A 13,960-nucleotide genomic window follows, 5' to 3' on the forward strand; every position below is an offset into this window, starting at 1 on the left:
AAGGAGGAATCTATATGACTGAACCAAACACATGTTTCGAACTCGATATCGAGACCGCCCATCGCGGATATAAAGAAGGAACGTTCACGGCGCGTGACGTGACGGCCTATTATTTGACTCGAATCGCCCAGTTGAACGATAAGCTGAGAGCGGTCATTCAAGTGAACCCGGACGCCTTGTTCGAGGCCGAGGCGGCGGATCGCGCCTATCAACGAGGTGAGCGATTACCGTTGCTCGGCATCCCGGTGCTGATCAAAGACAATGTTGAGACGGCGGGATTGATGAAGACGACGGCCGGGGCCGTCGCCCTCGCGCATCACTTCGCCGGCCGGGACGCCCATCTCGTCCAAAGCTTGCGCGCGAGCGGGGCCATCATCCTCGGGAAAGCGAACTTGTCCGAATGGGCCAACTTTTTGACCGAGGGCATGCCGAACGGCTGGAGTGGGGTCGGTGGCCAGACGCTCAATCCATATGGGGACAAGCTCGATGTCGGAGGGTCGAGTTCAGGTTCGGCGTCAGCGGTCGCGGCCAACTTGACGTTGCTTGCCGTCGGCAGCGAGACGAGCGGCTCGATTATTCACCCGAGCGTCCATAACGGAATCGTTGGCATCAAACCGACCGTCGGGTTGATTAGCCGCAGCGGCATCATTCCGATCTCCCGGTCGCAGGACACGGCCGGCCCTATGGCACGGACACTCCGGGATGCGGTGCTCGCCCTTGAGACGATGGTCGGGGAAGATCCCGCTGACCCAGCAACGACGCATCTTCCGGCCGGTCCGCCTTACCGGACTTGTCTTGATGAGCGGCAAGCAGTCGGGATGCGTGTCGGCGTCGTCAAGACCGATTTGTCTGAAGAAGAGCAGGTGCTCTACGACGAAGCGATCGCATTGCTGAAACAGAGCGGCATCGAGGTCGTCACCGTCGAACTGCCGTCGAAAGCAGGGCTCGACCAAGGGGATATCCTGTATCATGAGTTCAAGCTCGGAATCGAGGCGTATCTCGCCTCGACGAAGCTCCCGTATGAGACGTTGTCGGATTTGATTAACTGGAACAACAGTCATCCGGAGACGATTCCGCACGGACAGAAGACGTTCGAGAAAGCGAACGAACAATCGGGTCGCTTGATTGAGGACGCCTATTTGATGCGCCGCCTCGACGACGTCTATCACGCCAAGACGGACGGCATCGACCGATTGTTGGCCGAGCAGGAACTTCATGCGCTCGTCTTGCCGCATGACCACAATTATGACATGGCGGCGAAAGCCGGCCATCCGACCGTCACGATCCCGTATCGCTTGAAGGCGAGCGGGGCCCCGTTCGGTCTATCGTTCACCGGGACGAGCTATGCCGAACGCGACTTGATTCGTCTCGCCTATGCGTTCGAGCGTCACGTGACACGTCCCGTCCCACCGTTATAAGAACGTTGCACCGGTCGTCCACGTCCGCTACAATGGTACGTATGCGGATTGAAGAAAGGACAGATAGCAATGAAACCATCTATATACGGGCTGACATTTGATCAGCTGACGGAAGCGTGCGTCTCTTGGGGATACAGCGCCTTCCACGCTAGACAAATCTGGGACTCGCTCTATATCGACCGAGTCAAACACATCGAGGAGATCTCGGTACGGGCCGAGGTACGTGAGGCGCTCGCCGCCGAATACGTCATCTCGACGCAAGACCTGTTCGTCAAACAAGAAGCGGGCGACGGTACGGTCAAATTTTTACTTAAATTGCATGATGGACACTATATCGAGACGGTGCTCATGCGTCACAAATACGGACGTTCGGTCTGTGTGACGACGCAAGTCGGCTGCAACATCGGCTGTAGCTTCTGTGCGAGCGGTCTCTTGAAGAAGACGCGCGATTTGACGGCCGGCGAAGTCGTCGAACAGATCATGACCGTGCAACATTATTTGGACGAGGTCGGGGAAGGTGCCCGCGTCAGTCATATCGTCGTCATGGGAATCGGGGAACCGTTCGATAACTTCGATAACTTGGTCGATTTCCTCCGTGTCGTCAAAGACGAACGCGGACTCGCCATCGCACCGCGTAAAATCAACGTGTCGACGAGCGGTCTCGCCGACAAGATTTACAAATTCGCGGACCTCGATCTTCGCATCAATTTGGCGCTGTCACTCCACGCCCCGAACGATGCGTTGCGGACGCAAATCATGAAAATCAACCGGGCGTTCCCGCTCGACAAGCTCATGCCGGCCATCCGTTATTACGTCGAGAAGACGAACAAACGCATCACGTTCGAATATATTCTCTTATCGAAAGTGAACGATTTGCCGGAGCACGCCGAGGAACTCGCCGACTTGATTGACGATATTAAAGACAAGTCATACGTCAACTTGATTCCGTACAATCCGGTCAACGAGCATATTCAGTATGAGCGGAGCACGTCTGAGGACATCATGGCGTTTTATGACGTCTTGAAGAAGCGGGGCATCAATACCGGTGTCCGTCTCGAGCACGGGACTGATATCGATGCGGCCTGTGGCCAGTTGCGCAGCAAGCATATGAATGTCGAAGGCGCAAAATGACAGAGACTCCTTGAATCTCATGATTCAAGGAGTTTTTTTGTCTTCTGCCCTAGAAGGATGCCGGCCCGGTTCAATATTTTTCTTCCGAGCGGTTGCTATTTTGGGAAATGTTGAATAGAGATTGCCCCCTCAGGGAATAGTCACTTGAAATCAATGTAGAGAGTGGAGGCAATTCAATGGAGACAGTAAACGCTGCGTTATGGATTCGAGTTCGAAATACGCTTGGGGAAGGCCCGTGTTGGGATGCGGAACTGAAACGCTTCTATTGGGTCGATATCGAGGGACATACACTTTGGTGGTACGATGAGAAGGAAGATGAATTGTCGTCGTTCGATATGGGACAACAGATCGGGTTCGCGGTCCCGAAAGTGACGGACGGCGTCGTCGTCGGCTTGAAAGACGGGATTTATGAGTGGGACGAGACGTCAAAAGAGCTCGATAAAATCGTCGAACTCGACGACCCGGAAGGAAAGCTCCGCTTCAATGACGGCAAAGCCGACCCGTACGGACGCATCTTCGCCGGCACGCTCCATCTTGAAGACGAGGCGGAACAAGCGACGCTATACCGCCTGAATCGCGACGGCACGACCGAGGTCATGTTGAGCGAGTTGACATTATCGAACGGACTGACATGGTCACCCGACCATTCGACGTTCTATCATATCGATACACCGACCGAGACGGTCCGTAAATACGCCTTTGACTTGAAGACGGGGACGCTCGGCGAAGGGGAGGCTATCATCGATTTTACCGTCGAGGAAGGATTCCCGGACGGCATGACGTCCGATGAGGAAGGGTTCTTATGGATTGCACACTTTGCCGGCGGCCGTGTCTCGCGCTGGAACCCGAAGACGGGTGAAAAAGTGCTCGAAGTGCTCGTGCCGGCCCCGAACGTCACGTCGTGTTGTTTTGTCGGCGACGACTTGAACCAACTCGCCATCACGACGGCTCGTGAAGGGATGGATGACGAGGCACTCAAAGCCCATCCGGACGCAGGGTCGGTCTTTAAAATTGATACAGACGTGAAAGGGATGCCGCTCTATCGGTTTGGACGATAAGGAGGTAAAGAGATGGTGAAGCGATTGCTCGTTCGTGCAGGCATCGGTTTGGCACTCGCGGCAGTGGCCCGGGTCGGGATCCAAAAACTATTGGATGCGAACCGGGAAGACGACCACACGTATTTGAATCCGCGCTGGGATGAGGCCCCGAGTGTCGATGCCGATAAGGATGAGGATGAGGTCGGTCTGACGCAGCTCGATTCGATTTATCGGGCCGAGTGGCAAGCGAACACGTATCCCCGCTCCGAGGCGGAACGCAAGGCGTTGGAAGAATAGGGAAAGGAACACGTCCGGGAACGGGCGTGTTTTTTTTTCTTGACAAGACAAAGGTGACCCGTCATTATCTAAAAAGTAATGATTACGATTTAGGAGTGGGGATATATGAAACGAATTCCAATCACGGTGCTGTCCGGTTATTTAGGGAGCGGCAAGACAACGTTGATGAATCATCTGTTGAACAATCGGTCCGGCAAGAAATATGCGGTCATCGTCAACGACATGAGCGAGTTGAACATCGACGAACGATTGATCGAGCAGAACGGTTTCTCGCGGACGGACGAAAAATTGGTCGAGCTATCGAACGGCTGCATCTGTTGCACGCTCCGTGAAGACCTGCTCGAAGCGGTGCAGGAGATCACGAACGACCGTGAGCTCGACGGGATTATCATCGAGTCATCTGGCATCTCAGAACCGATTCCAGTCGCCCAAACGTTTACATACGCCGATGACGCCCTTGGCATCGACTTGACGAGCCGTGTCTATATCGATGCGATGGTGACGGTCGTCGATGCGTATCGGTTCTTGAAAGATTTCAATTCGGGCGAGTCGCTCCATGAACGCAAGCAGGCCATCGATGAGACGGACGTCCGCGAAGTCGTCGACCTGCTCGTCGACCAAATCGAGTTCGCGGACATCATCGTCTTGAACAAGGCGGACCGCGTGACCGAGACGGAACTCGGTGAGATGGCCGGGCTGTTGAATGCGCTCAATCCAACCGCCAAACTGTTGACGTCAGTTTACGCGAATGTGGAATTGACGGAGCTGTTGGACGTCAATCTGTTCGATTTCGAGGAGGCGATGCACGCCGCCGGCTGGATTCAAGAACTAGAGGCCGAGACACACACACCAGAGACGGAGGAATACGGCATCAGTTCGTTCGTCTATCGCCGCCGCCGTCCGTTTCATCCGGAGCGGCTCCACGCCTGGATCGAGGCGTTCCCGGATCAAGTCGTCCGCGCCAAAGGTTTCTTATGGATCGCCTCCCGGAACGACATCGCTTGCCTGTTCTCGCAAGCGGGGTACGCCTCGACGCTCGAACACGCGGGACGTTGGCTCGCGACGCTGCCGGAGGAAGAGCGGAGTCTCATGTTCACGGCAGAACCTGAGCTCGCCGCCGACTACGTCGAGCCGTACGGGGACCGTCAGACGGAGCTCGTCTTGATCGGGCAGCGGATGGAGCGTGCGGTCATCGAGGCCGGACTCGACGCGTGTTTGTTGACGGATGAGGAGATGGCGCTCGATTGGACGACGTTGCAGGACACGCTTCCGGGGAACGGTATCGTGACTTTCACATAAACCGTTTACAAATTCGGAGCGGTCGTCTATACTTCTCGTTGCATAGATAACCGCATACATTGGACTACACTAGGGGTGCTTCGGCTGAGATGTGAGCATGACTCCAATCCCTTATGACTCGATCCGGGTAATACCGGCGTGAGGAAGTGTGGCACTTTTTCTAATGGATTATTACATTGGACGAGTGGCCGCATTCTCATGGATGCGGCTTTTTTGTGTACATACAATAAGGGGGAATAGAACATGAACAACCAATGTGGTACGAGTCCGATCGTCGGATTCCGCTTTACGCTGAGTCCAATGACATCTGATTTTGTGAGTGTCATCAAAGGGGCATTGAAAGAGACGAACTTGCAAAACGTTTGGCGGCATACCGATGACGTCTCGACGGTCATCCGGGGACGCAGTCAGCATGTGTTCGACGTGGCCAAAGCCGTCTTGTCACATGCAACGAAGACCGGGGAACATGTGTCGATGAGCGGGACGTTCTCGGTCGGGTGCCCAGGCGACACGGCAGGAGACAATCTGCTCGACGTGACGACTGATCCTGTGAATGGTCCGGTATCGACCCAGTACGTCTCTTCCCAGTTCGCCCTCTATCCGCTCGGGGACGCGAAGTATATGGACATCATCTACGAAGAAATTGCCTTTGCGAAAGAGCGTGGCGTTTTCAATGACTCGATGCATTACGCCTCGGGTATTCACGGCGACATCGAACCGGTGTTTTCATTTTACGAGGCGACGTTCGACCGCGTCCGTGCGAAGACGAGCCACGTCGTCATGACGGTCACGTTCAGCGTGAACAGCCCGTCACACGAGGGACAGCAGCATGCTTAAGTCGTGGAAGTTAAAAGAAATCGTCTTGTTGGCCATTTTATCGGTCGTGTTCGCTGTCGTCTATTTGGCGTTCGTACATGTCGGGAATCTATGGGCTGGCTTGATTGGACCGATCGCGTACGAATGGATTTTTGGGATTTGGTTCATCGTCTCGATTATTGCGGCTTATATCATCCGCCGACCTGGCGCCGCATTCTTGTCCGAAGTGCTTGCGGCGACGATTGAGATGATGATTGGTAACGCGATTGGACCTCGTATTATTTTAGTCGGGATCATTCAAGGACTTGGTGCTGAAGCGGCGTTTGCGGTCACGAGCTACAAGCGATATGACCTTTGGGTGCTCATGCTGGCCGGATTTGGTGCAGCTGCGACTAGTTTCGCGTATACGTACGTCATGGGTGGACTCGCTGCCCTCAGTCCGACATACGTGGCGACGATGTTCGCGTTACGAGCGACGAGCGGGATGCTCATTGCCGGTCTGGGAGGTAAGATTTTAAGCGACTTGTTGCTTCGGACGGGTGCGCTCGAAGGGTATGCCATCGCGCGTCAGGGACGTGTGCATGGTTGAGGCAGAACAGCTGTCATTCCGCTATCCGGAAAAACAGAGCAAAGTATTGACGGACATCACGCTTCAATTAACTGCTGGGAGGACTCTCATCACAGGGGCGAGCGGGTCGGGGAAATCGACATTGTTCTCTTTGTTGAATCGTCTGTATCCAGAGAACTGCGATGGAATCGTGACGGGCAAACTATATTTGTTTGACCGCTCTTATGATACGTATGCAGCTGGTGAGGTGAATCGTCGTGTCGGAACGGTGTTTCAAGATCCTGACAGTCAGTTCGTCATGCAGACGGTCGAGGAGGAATTGATTTTCACACTCGAAAATTTTGCCGTGGCGAGGGACGAGATGATGACGCGTGTGGCCACGATTTTAGCGGAATTGCAGTTGACCGATTATCGTGACCGAGTCATTCATGACCTTTCAGGTGGAGAAAAGCAACAAATCGCTGTCGCCTGCGCCTTGATCGGGAAGCCAGAATGGCTACTGCTCGATGAGCCGCTCGCGCACCTTGATCCCGAGACATCAACCCGTTTCGTTCAGTGGCTCGACAACGTCGCACAGACGGTAAACGTTGTCGTCATCGAACATCGACCCTTCCTATGGGGCGGGTTCTTCGACAGAGAAGTGGAACTAGTGAACGGACGCATCAACTATGATGGACCGTTCGTTGCCCGCCCGGATTATACGTTCTCTCCGGTTGAGGTGACAAAAGGAGATGATTTTTTATTTCACGTACCGCAATTAAACAAAAAAACATTCAATTTAGCAGCGAGCAAGCTGACCGTCGCCGAGGGTGATCTCATTGCCGTACTCGGTCGAAACGGCAGTGGCAAATCGACTTGGCTCAAGAGCCTTGCCCGCGAACATCAAGAAGTCGGACTCGTCCCACAATCTCCGGCTCATCTGTTTATCACGAGTGATGTGTCACGTGAGCTCGCATATGGCCATAATCGTCCGATTGGGGACATCATGAACCGGCTCGGGCTTGGACCGTTTCGTAACGACCACCCACTCTCGCTTAGTCACGGGCAAAAACGAAGGCTCGCCATCGGCGTGATGATGCTCTCGAATAAACGGCTCATCGCGTTCGATGAACCGACTGCTGGACAAGATGAGGTATCGCTTCGTGCGCTTTATGAATTGATGGTTGAACGAATCAGGGCCGGCCAGGCGGTTCTGTTTGTGACACACGACCTTAGTTTCGCCCGAATCGCGAACACCTATTACTTGATGCATGAAGGTTACTTGAGTGGGCCATATGATGCATCGCTCTGGAATGAGACAGAGCTACTACAAGCTCACGGTTTATTGCTGGAGGAATCGTGATGACGTTTCAAGAGATGAACCCGACGATCAAATTTATGACCGTCACGTTGCTCATGTTCGGTCTCGCCTTTATGTACAATCCATGGACGCCGCTTGCGGTATTCATCGGAACGCTTATACTTCAAATTCTTTTTTCTAACGTGAACTGGAAGCGGTGGGGGCTATTCATGATTCCGTTTTTATTCACCGCGCTCGGGACATTGTGGACGACGCTCGTCTTTGGAAAAGAGACGGGCGGGGAGGTCATGTTCACGCTGTTCGGCGACGACGTCACCGTCGAGAATGTGATACTAGCAGCGACGCTCTCCTTACGGGTATTAGCATTCACCGCGTTGTCGCTCCTGTTCACACTGACGACGGATCCCAAACGGTTCGTCTACAGCTTGATGCAACAAGGGAAGTTGTCGCCTAAAATCGCTTACAGTGTCTTCGTCGGCTTTCGTTTCTTTCCGATTTTGAAGCATGAACTGATGCAGCTGTATGAAACGCATGCTTTGCGAGGCGTTCGTTTAGAGACGCGACTCGATCACATTCGGCACGTTCCGAATTTAATCATCCCGCTTCTGGCCGGATCAATCCGACAAGCGGAACGCATCGCGTTCTCGATGGAGGCACGCGGGTTCACGGGCGAACCACGAGCGACGTATGAAGTCGTCGCCATCACTCGGTACGACTTTTTGTTGGCGTCGCTCTTGATTGTATTGTTCGGAGTGAGCGTATGGATTGGCATATAAACGAAACAAGACGACTCACTCGGAGTCGTCTTGTTTCGTTTCTTTCACGATTCTAAACTTCGGTTTGACCGATTCGTTATTGAACGCCTCGAGCACCGTGTTCTCGTTGGCCATACGAATCTGTTGCGGCTCGCCTTTGGTCGTCGTACCGATACAGAACATATGAGCCTCGTGGTCGGCGAAAAGCGTCTTATACGGAGTCGCATGGTGCATCAAGCGTCCTGGAGAGCCCCAGCCGACGATCACCATCCCGCCGGTCGCCTCGACCTCGTCGAGCGTTTCCTCCACGTAATGAAAGTTGACCTCGTCAAGCTGTGACTCGACGTAAGGCAGATTGTCATTGATGGCGAGTGTCGGGACGAGACTGATGACGCGCATCTCACGGATCGGTTGATCGAGATGGTTACGCATGAGCATATACGCCCGCTGCGTGGTCGTGCCAGACAAAAAGGCATCACTCATCCGGGGTGAGTAGATGATGACGGCACAGATGACGCCGTCGACGACATCTGTGAATTCGTACGTTCGCATATATCGTTTTGTCTTGTCCTCATTGAAGACCGACTTGACGCGAATCGTCACTTCCTCGATATGGGTGTTCATAATGTTTCCTCACTTTTGCTCAAATAGTGCCAGGTCAGACCCAGCCGGCGAACCATTCCAAATAGCGAATCGTATAGCGGGCGACTTGTTGCGTCGCCGACGCCTTGTCATCTGGTAAATAAGACACGTCAGTTTGATATGACTCATAAAACGACATCACATCGTTGACATACTGCTCACTTCGGTTGTACTCGAAGATGGCGTTCCGAATCGAATCAGTCGAGTCTGCCGTCGTCCCACCGTGCTCACTCAAATAATATGCAGCCGTATGGGCCGAATCGACGAGACTGTGCGGGTCGGCCTGACCGTCATTGTTGCCGTCCCGTCCGAGACCGCCATACTGTTCGATGAGGGCGAGGTCTGTCAAATCGACTTCATCCTCGGGGACATCTCCTTTTTGGTCGTCGGTGTCGTACTGCCAACCAAGCCACGTCCGCGGCATGAATTGGAACGGACCGATCGCCCCGACCGATGAACGCATCGATGAGCTATGGGAGAAAATCGTCTCGACGCGATGGACCGCGGCGAGGAGTCGCCAATCGACGTCATAGGTCGCCGCCGCATCCTCATAAACGTCACGATGGACGGCGGGGATGCCATGATCCCCGTAATAGGCCCGGAAAAGGGCGTTGTTCACTTTATCATGTTGACCAAACCAGCCGATTGCGCCGAGGCACAGCACGATCACAAGCAAGAGACCGGTCAGTCGCAAAATCAATCGTTTCAAGATTCCGCCTCCTAGCTTTCTAGACAATACCCGAATAGTGTAGCATATAGCTAACAGGAAGGACAGGAGTGGATATCCATGCTCGAACAGGCCGTCTTTACCATCATTCTCGTGTATTTATTGATTGTCCAATTGTTCAACGCCCGGTTGATGAAACCGATGATTGAAACGCTCGGACGAAGCCGCGTGTACGATCAGACCATCAAATCGGCGTGGGGGCTCTGTTTGCTGTTGCTCGCCCTCGTCTTTTTGTTCCAGGTCCCGCCTGAAGCGGTCGGGCTCGGCTTCGCCCCGGCCGAGGGGGATTTGCGCGCCTGGCAGTTCTTCTTTTTGACGAGCGTCCTCATCTCCGCATTGATCGCGTTCTATCTGCTCGTGAAAACGTCTCCGGGTTTGCGGCGCCGGTTACGGCCATATTATGAGCTCGAGATTGAACGGTTGCTGTTGCCTCAGACGATTCAGGAGGCGAGAGCGTGGGGCGCCGTGTCTTGGACGGCTGGAGTGACCGAAGAGTTCATCTTCCGTGGCGTGCTGCTCTACACGGTCACATTGTGGGTGGACGTCTCGCCCCCGATGCTCGCCTTGATCGGCGGAGCGTTATTCGGGTTGGCCCACGCTTATCAAGGTGTCCGAGGCATCCTCGTGACCGGTCTCGTCGGGTGGGGGCTCGGTTATTTATATGTGGCGATGGGTATCCTCTGGCCGGTGATGGTCGTTCATGCCTTGCTCGATCTTATTGCTGGACCGATTCACGTCGTCGATTCAGAAACTGACTGACGGCCGCCTCATACGCGGGCTGGTCTTTCAAAATACAGTTCGTATGTTCCGCGCCGTGGATGAGGGCGATCTCATTTTTGCGGTTGAGCGCATTCATCTCGACGGACATCCAGGTCGGGACGAAATCGTCCTCTGTCCCATGGATGAACAAGACCGGCACATCGATTGCCGCGAGCGCTCGTTTCGGTCGGACTTGGTGCATCCGGAATCCGGCTCGCGTCCAAAGGAAGTAATTGATTCCCGGCAACAACAAATCACCAGGCAGTCGGTGTAAGACGTTCAACTGATGGCGCATGAGTTGTCTCATGTCATCGAACGGGCACTCGGCAATCAAAAAATCGACATCTGTCAATGGACCGGCCTGTAAAATCGAGGCGGCGCCCATCGACACGCCATGCAGCCCGACCTCGGAGACGGATTCATTAACCCGCAACCAGTCGACCCAATCCACGATGTCATGTTTCTCATGATAGCCGTACGAGGCGTACACGCCCTCGGATTCGCCGTGGGACCGCAAATCGACGGCGAGCAGATTGTAGCCGAGGCGATGGAACATCGCCAAATGCGGGGCCATGAAGCTGTGGGACGCCGTATAGCCGTGCACGAAGACGATCCACTTCGATGAGCCTTCGTTTCGGTAGACACGCCCATAGAGGCGATATCCGTCTTGCGAGCGGAGCGAGACGTGCTCAAACGGCACGTCGTGATAAAAGGATTGATCTTCCTTCGTGTAGGGGGCCAACAGCATCTCGGGCGTCTTGCGTTTCCCTCGTGTCATGCGTTTGAACGCATAGTAGCTGATGGCATAATAGCCAGTGAATAATGTTGCGAGTCCAACCTTCCATCTCTTCTGCATATGAACCGCTCCTTTCCCCATTATTGTACCCGAAAACGCGTTCCCAATTCACGCGCCATATGGATCATGGTGTGTTTTCAATGACGGAACGCCAAGGCTTATGTTAGATAAGACACATTGTGCCGAATAGAGTTGCCACATATGATGGTAGCGAATAGTCACCAAGTGGGAGGATATGAACCAATGGAGCGACAGGCGATGTATCAATTTTTACAGGCATGTTTGATGGGACAGACGGATTATACGACGACTGAGGGAGTGACGTTTTATCGCGCTCCGACGAGCGGGGAACGGCAACATGGAATCGTCTTGGACGTGTTAATTGACCGCTACTTATGTCGGCCTGGGCAGGCAATCGAATTATCGGTCCCGGACATCGCCGTTTCCATTGACGTGTCGGCCGATGAAATCGTCCGGTCCGTACTCGCACTCGCCCGCATCACTCTCGTCTCGCAACATATCGAGGAGAGATTGATTCGTGTCGTCTCGGCGGGCATCGATGAAGCGGGTCGATTGACGCTCGTCATCGGTTTCAACGCTTGGCTGACGCATCATTTGGGCCATCTATCGGGCGAGTGGGTCGAGCTGCCGGCTCGCGTGCACGCCATGTGACAAACCTTGAACAACAAAAAGGGAAGGCCGCGATGGACGCGGTCTTCCCTTTTTTTAATGTCGGGGCGAGGGTTGAAGCTGACCGTCCTGAAGCAATAGGACCCGGTCGCAGACGTCTAGCATGCGTTCATCGTGAGTGATGACGAGGACTCGACGTCCGTGATTACGCGCCTCGGCGACGAGCAACTCCATGACCCGGCGCCCGTTCTCGAAATCGAGGCTCGCCGTCGGTTCATCGGCCAACAAGAGTCGAGGCCGATTGATGAGGGCTCGGGCAACGGCGACGCGCTGCCGTTCGCCGCCCGACAAGTGTTTCGGCAGTTGATTGAGGCGATGACTCAGACCGAGGACGTCGAGCAGGTGGAGCGGGTCTTGTTTAGATTCGCTTTCGGCCTGGACGAGCTCGAGTTGTTCTCGAACCGTCAAATATGGAACGAGGTGGGCCTGCTGAAACACGAAGCCGATTTCATTCAAGCGAAGCAAGCGTCGTTCTTCTTCACTCGCAGCGAGCAACTCCCGTCCCTCGAGCTCGATGAGCCCGACGTCAGGTCGTTTCAATAAACCAAGAATTTGGAGCAGCGTGCTCTTCCCGCTACCGCTCGGTCCGATGATGCCGATACATTCCCCGGGCTCGACCTGTAAATCGATGCCACGCAAAATGGGTTGTCCATCATACGTGTGGCAAATATTCGTCAATTTCATTGTCCAATTCCTCCTAGCGCGTCGGCGGCGTCAAGCCGGCGCAATTTCCAAAGCGGCAACAACGTCCCGATGAGTGAGAGGACGGCCATGACCGCACCATATGCGAGCACGTTGCCCAAGTCGAACCGGAACGGGATGGCGTCTGGGACGAACGTGCCGGTGAACCCTGTCAGCACCGTGGCTAGCAGGCTCGCCGTGAGCACCGTGGCCATGACCTGGATGACGAGAGCCGTGCCGATCACACGGGGACGAATCCCGATTGCTTTCAAAATCCCGAGCTCCGGGAGCTTTTGGAGTGTCAACATATAAAAGAAAGCGGTCAAGATGAATGCGCCGATGAACAGCAAGAAGCCGCGCATCATCGTGAATGTGCCTTGTTCTGCCGTATACCCAGGGACGGCCTCAACGACGTCTTGTTTCGTCATCGTAGCGAGTGAGGTGTCAGCCTTCCCGAGCCAGGCCGAGACGTAGGCGGGCTGACCGCTAGCCGTCTGGAACGCTTCCCACGTGTCCTCTGTTGCCCAGATGACCGGGGCGTGGCTATAGCGACCGTCCGTCGTCCCGACGATGGTGAATGCATACCCGGATGCAAAATCGCGAACCGTGTCTCCGATTTCGACGTCACCGAGAAAACTTGGGTCGACGAGCACGTCCCCGACAGCGAGGTCAAGCTCGGGCCCGATTGTGGAATCTTTCGGCAGTGTGAATAATGTGGCATCCTGTTTTTTCGTTCCATGGACGAGCGTCATCGATTTGACGCCGAGCGGGGTGAGCGCATCGGGTGTCGGTAGTTCGATGAATGAGCGGGTCAATTGCCCGTCGGCATCATCGGCCAGTTGAAACGTCTCGATATCGAGTTCACGCAAGGTGGCCCCGTTATCATAAGCCAGACCGTCCGCGAGTCCGGTGATCAATGTCGACAACAAGACGATGAGTAGCGTGATTACGAAGATGAGCGAAAATTTTCGTTTTTGCCGCCACATCTCTTTTAATCCTAAGTTCATAAAAAAAGCCTCCTTCATAGCGATGAAGGAAGCATAA

The 13,960-nt window shown here is 54.4% G+C and carries 16 protein-coding genes and 1 riboswitch; of the genes, 11 read left to right on the top strand and 5 right to left on the bottom strand.

The genetic code is table 11. The features are described from left to right. The first annotated feature begins 14 nt into the window (after positions 1-14). The 9 genes from KNP84_RS10760 (at position 15) to KNP84_RS10800 (ending at position 8,642) form a co-directional block, all read left to right on the top strand. Entirely contained in the window at positions 15-1,418 is a 1,404-nt protein-coding gene (locus KNP84_RS10760; RefSeq protein ID WP_215114782.1) for an amidase family protein, read from the top strand. A 69-nt stretch (positions 1,419-1,487) separates the two neighbouring features. Beyond that, positions 1,488-2,549: a dual-specificity RNA methyltransferase RlmN gene (rlmN, locus tag KNP84_RS10765; RefSeq protein ID WP_214761398.1), complete on the top strand. Its 1,062-nt coding sequence runs from the start codon at positions 1,488-1,490 to the stop codon at positions 2,547-2,549. A gap of 176 nt (positions 2,550-2,725) precedes the next feature. Next, a complete protein-coding gene (locus KNP84_RS10770; protein WP_215114783.1) occupies positions 2,726-3,607 on the top strand; it encodes an SMP-30/gluconolactonase/LRE family protein in 882 nt (293 codons plus the stop codon). A gap of 12 nt (positions 3,608-3,619) precedes the next feature. Beyond that, complete coding sequence (locus KNP84_RS10775) at positions 3,620-3,883, top strand: hypothetical protein (RefSeq protein ID WP_021067530.1); 264 nt, start codon at positions 3,620-3,622, stop codon at positions 3,881-3,883. A gap of 105 nt (positions 3,884-3,988) precedes the next feature. Continuing rightward, positions 3,989-5,182, top strand: a complete 1,194-nt coding sequence (locus tag KNP84_RS10780; protein ID WP_215114784.1) for a GTP-binding protein — start codon at positions 3,989-3,991, stop codon at positions 5,180-5,182. Between the two features lie 61 nt (positions 5,183-5,243). Further along, positions 5,244-5,344, top strand: a riboswitch (TPP riboswitch). A gap of 81 nt (positions 5,345-5,425) precedes the next feature. Continuing rightward, positions 5,426-6,019, top strand: a complete 594-nt coding sequence (locus KNP84_RS10785) for a Ykof family thiamine-binding protein (RefSeq protein WP_215114785.1) — start codon at positions 5,426-5,428, stop codon at positions 6,017-6,019. Further along, positions 6,012-6,587, top strand: a complete 576-nt coding sequence (locus KNP84_RS10790; protein ID WP_131471192.1) for an ECF transporter S component — start codon at positions 6,012-6,014, stop codon at positions 6,585-6,587. The genes KNP84_RS10785 and KNP84_RS10790 overlap by 8 nt, the downstream gene beginning before the upstream one ends. Further along, positions 6,580-7,908 carry an ABC transporter ATP-binding protein gene (locus KNP84_RS10795; protein WP_215114786.1) on the top strand — a complete coding sequence of 443 codons (1,329 nt, stop codon included), beginning with the start codon at positions 6,580-6,582 and terminating at the stop codon, positions 7,906-7,908. The genes KNP84_RS10790 and KNP84_RS10795 overlap by 8 nt, the downstream gene beginning before the upstream one ends. Beyond that, on the top strand, positions 7,908-8,642 hold the full coding sequence (locus tag KNP84_RS10800; RefSeq protein WP_215114787.1) for an energy-coupling factor transporter transmembrane component T family protein: 735 nt from the start codon (positions 7,908-7,910) through the stop codon (positions 8,640-8,642). The genes KNP84_RS10795 and KNP84_RS10800 overlap by 1 nt, the downstream gene beginning before the upstream one ends. 15 nt (positions 8,643-8,657) lie before the next feature. On the opposite strand, the gene KNP84_RS10805 is transcribed toward KNP84_RS10800, so the two are convergent. Both KNP84_RS10805 and KNP84_RS10810 read right to left on the bottom strand, forming a co-directional pair. After that, positions 8,658-9,245: a DUF1643 domain-containing protein gene (locus KNP84_RS10805; RefSeq protein WP_215114788.1), complete on the bottom strand. Its 588-nt coding sequence runs from the start codon at positions 9,243-9,245 to the stop codon at positions 8,658-8,660. Between the two features lie 34 nt (positions 9,246-9,279). After that, positions 9,280-9,972, bottom strand: coding sequence for a lytic transglycosylase domain-containing protein (locus KNP84_RS10810; protein WP_251131218.1), 693 nt, complete (start codon positions 9,970-9,972; stop codon positions 9,280-9,282). A gap of 78 nt (positions 9,973-10,050) precedes the next feature. Here KNP84_RS10810 and KNP84_RS10815 point away from each other — a divergent pair, with 78 nt between their 5' ends. Then, positions 10,051-10,749, top strand: a complete 699-nt coding sequence (locus tag KNP84_RS10815) for a CPBP family intramembrane glutamic endopeptidase (protein WP_214714870.1) — start codon at positions 10,051-10,053, stop codon at positions 10,747-10,749. Here KNP84_RS10815 and KNP84_RS10820 read toward each other — a convergent pair. Continuing rightward, positions 10,706-11,605, bottom strand: coding sequence for an alpha/beta hydrolase (locus KNP84_RS10820; RefSeq protein WP_021067521.1), 900 nt, complete (start codon positions 11,603-11,605; stop codon positions 10,706-10,708). The two genes, KNP84_RS10815 and KNP84_RS10820, sit on opposite strands and share 44 nt — an antisense overlap. 183 nt (positions 11,606-11,788) lie before the next feature. Between KNP84_RS10820 and KNP84_RS10825 the strand changes: the two genes are divergently transcribed. Further along, positions 11,789-12,217: a hypothetical protein gene (locus tag KNP84_RS10825; protein ID WP_029595405.1), complete on the top strand. Its 429-nt coding sequence runs from the start codon at positions 11,789-11,791 to the stop codon at positions 12,215-12,217. Positions 12,218-12,271: 54 nt separating this feature from the next. Here the strand turns inward: KNP84_RS10825 and KNP84_RS10830 are convergent, their stop codons facing one another. Both KNP84_RS10830 and KNP84_RS10835 read right to left on the bottom strand, forming a co-directional pair. Beyond that, on the bottom strand, positions 12,272-12,919 hold the full coding sequence (locus KNP84_RS10830) for an ABC transporter ATP-binding protein (RefSeq protein WP_035385665.1): 648 nt from the start codon (positions 12,917-12,919) through the stop codon (positions 12,272-12,274). After that, complete coding sequence (locus KNP84_RS10835) at positions 12,916-13,923, bottom strand: ABC transporter permease (RefSeq protein WP_215114789.1); 1,008 nt, start codon at positions 13,921-13,923, stop codon at positions 12,916-12,918. The genes KNP84_RS10830 and KNP84_RS10835 overlap by 4 nt, the downstream gene beginning before the upstream one ends. Positions 13,924-13,960: the final 37 nt, after the last annotated feature.

Origin of the sequence: Exiguobacterium sp. s70 (genome assembly GCF_018618315.1) — a bacterium.
Lineage (GTDB): Bacteria > Bacillota > Bacilli > Exiguobacteriales > Exiguobacteriaceae > Exiguobacterium > Exiguobacterium chiriqhucha.

Bases quoted from the DNA above. Each gene is read 5' to 3' on its own strand.
- KNP84_RS10760 (WP_215114782.1), top strand. From the start codon at position 15: ATGACTGAACCAAACACATGTTTCGAACTCGATATCGAGACCGCCCAT.
- rlmN (WP_214761398.1), top strand. From the start codon at position 1,488: ATGAAACCATCTATATACGGGCTGACATTTGATCAGCTGACGGAAGCG.
- KNP84_RS10770 (WP_215114783.1), top strand. From the start codon at position 2,726: ATGGAGACAGTAAACGCTGCGTTATGGATTCGAGTTCGAAATACGCTT.
- KNP84_RS10775 (WP_021067530.1), top strand. From the start codon at position 3,620: ATGGTGAAGCGATTGCTCGTTCGTGCAGGCATCGGTTTGGCACTCGCG.
- KNP84_RS10780 (WP_215114784.1), top strand. From the start codon at position 3,989: ATGAAACGAATTCCAATCACGGTGCTGTCCGGTTATTTAGGGAGCGGC.
- KNP84_RS10785 (WP_215114785.1), top strand. From the start codon at position 5,426: ATGAACAACCAATGTGGTACGAGTCCGATCGTCGGATTCCGCTTTACG.
- KNP84_RS10790 (WP_131471192.1), top strand. From the start codon at position 6,012: ATGCTTAAGTCGTGGAAGTTAAAAGAAATCGTCTTGTTGGCCATTTTA.
- KNP84_RS10795 (WP_215114786.1), top strand. From the start codon at position 6,580: ATGGTTGAGGCAGAACAGCTGTCATTCCGCTATCCGGAAAAACAGAGC.
- KNP84_RS10800 (WP_215114787.1), top strand. From the start codon at position 7,908: ATGACGTTTCAAGAGATGAACCCGACGATCAAATTTATGACCGTCACG.
- KNP84_RS10805 (WP_215114788.1), bottom strand. From the start codon at position 9,245: ATGAACACCCATATCGAGGAAGTGACGATTCGCGTCAAGTCGGTCTTC.
- KNP84_RS10815 (WP_214714870.1), top strand. From the start codon at position 10,051: ATGCTCGAACAGGCCGTCTTTACCATCATTCTCGTGTATTTATTGATT.
- KNP84_RS10820 (WP_021067521.1), bottom strand. From the start codon at position 11,605: ATGCAGAAGAGATGGAAGGTTGGACTCGCAACATTATTCACTGGCTAT.
- KNP84_RS10825 (WP_029595405.1), top strand. From the start codon at position 11,789: ATGGAGCGACAGGCGATGTATCAATTTTTACAGGCATGTTTGATGGGA.
- KNP84_RS10830 (WP_035385665.1), bottom strand. From the start codon at position 12,919: ATGAAATTGACGAATATTTGCCACACGTATGATGGACAACCCATTTTG.
- KNP84_RS10835 (WP_215114789.1), bottom strand. From the start codon at position 13,923: ATGAACTTAGGATTAAAAGAGATGTGGCGGCAAAAACGAAAATTTTCG.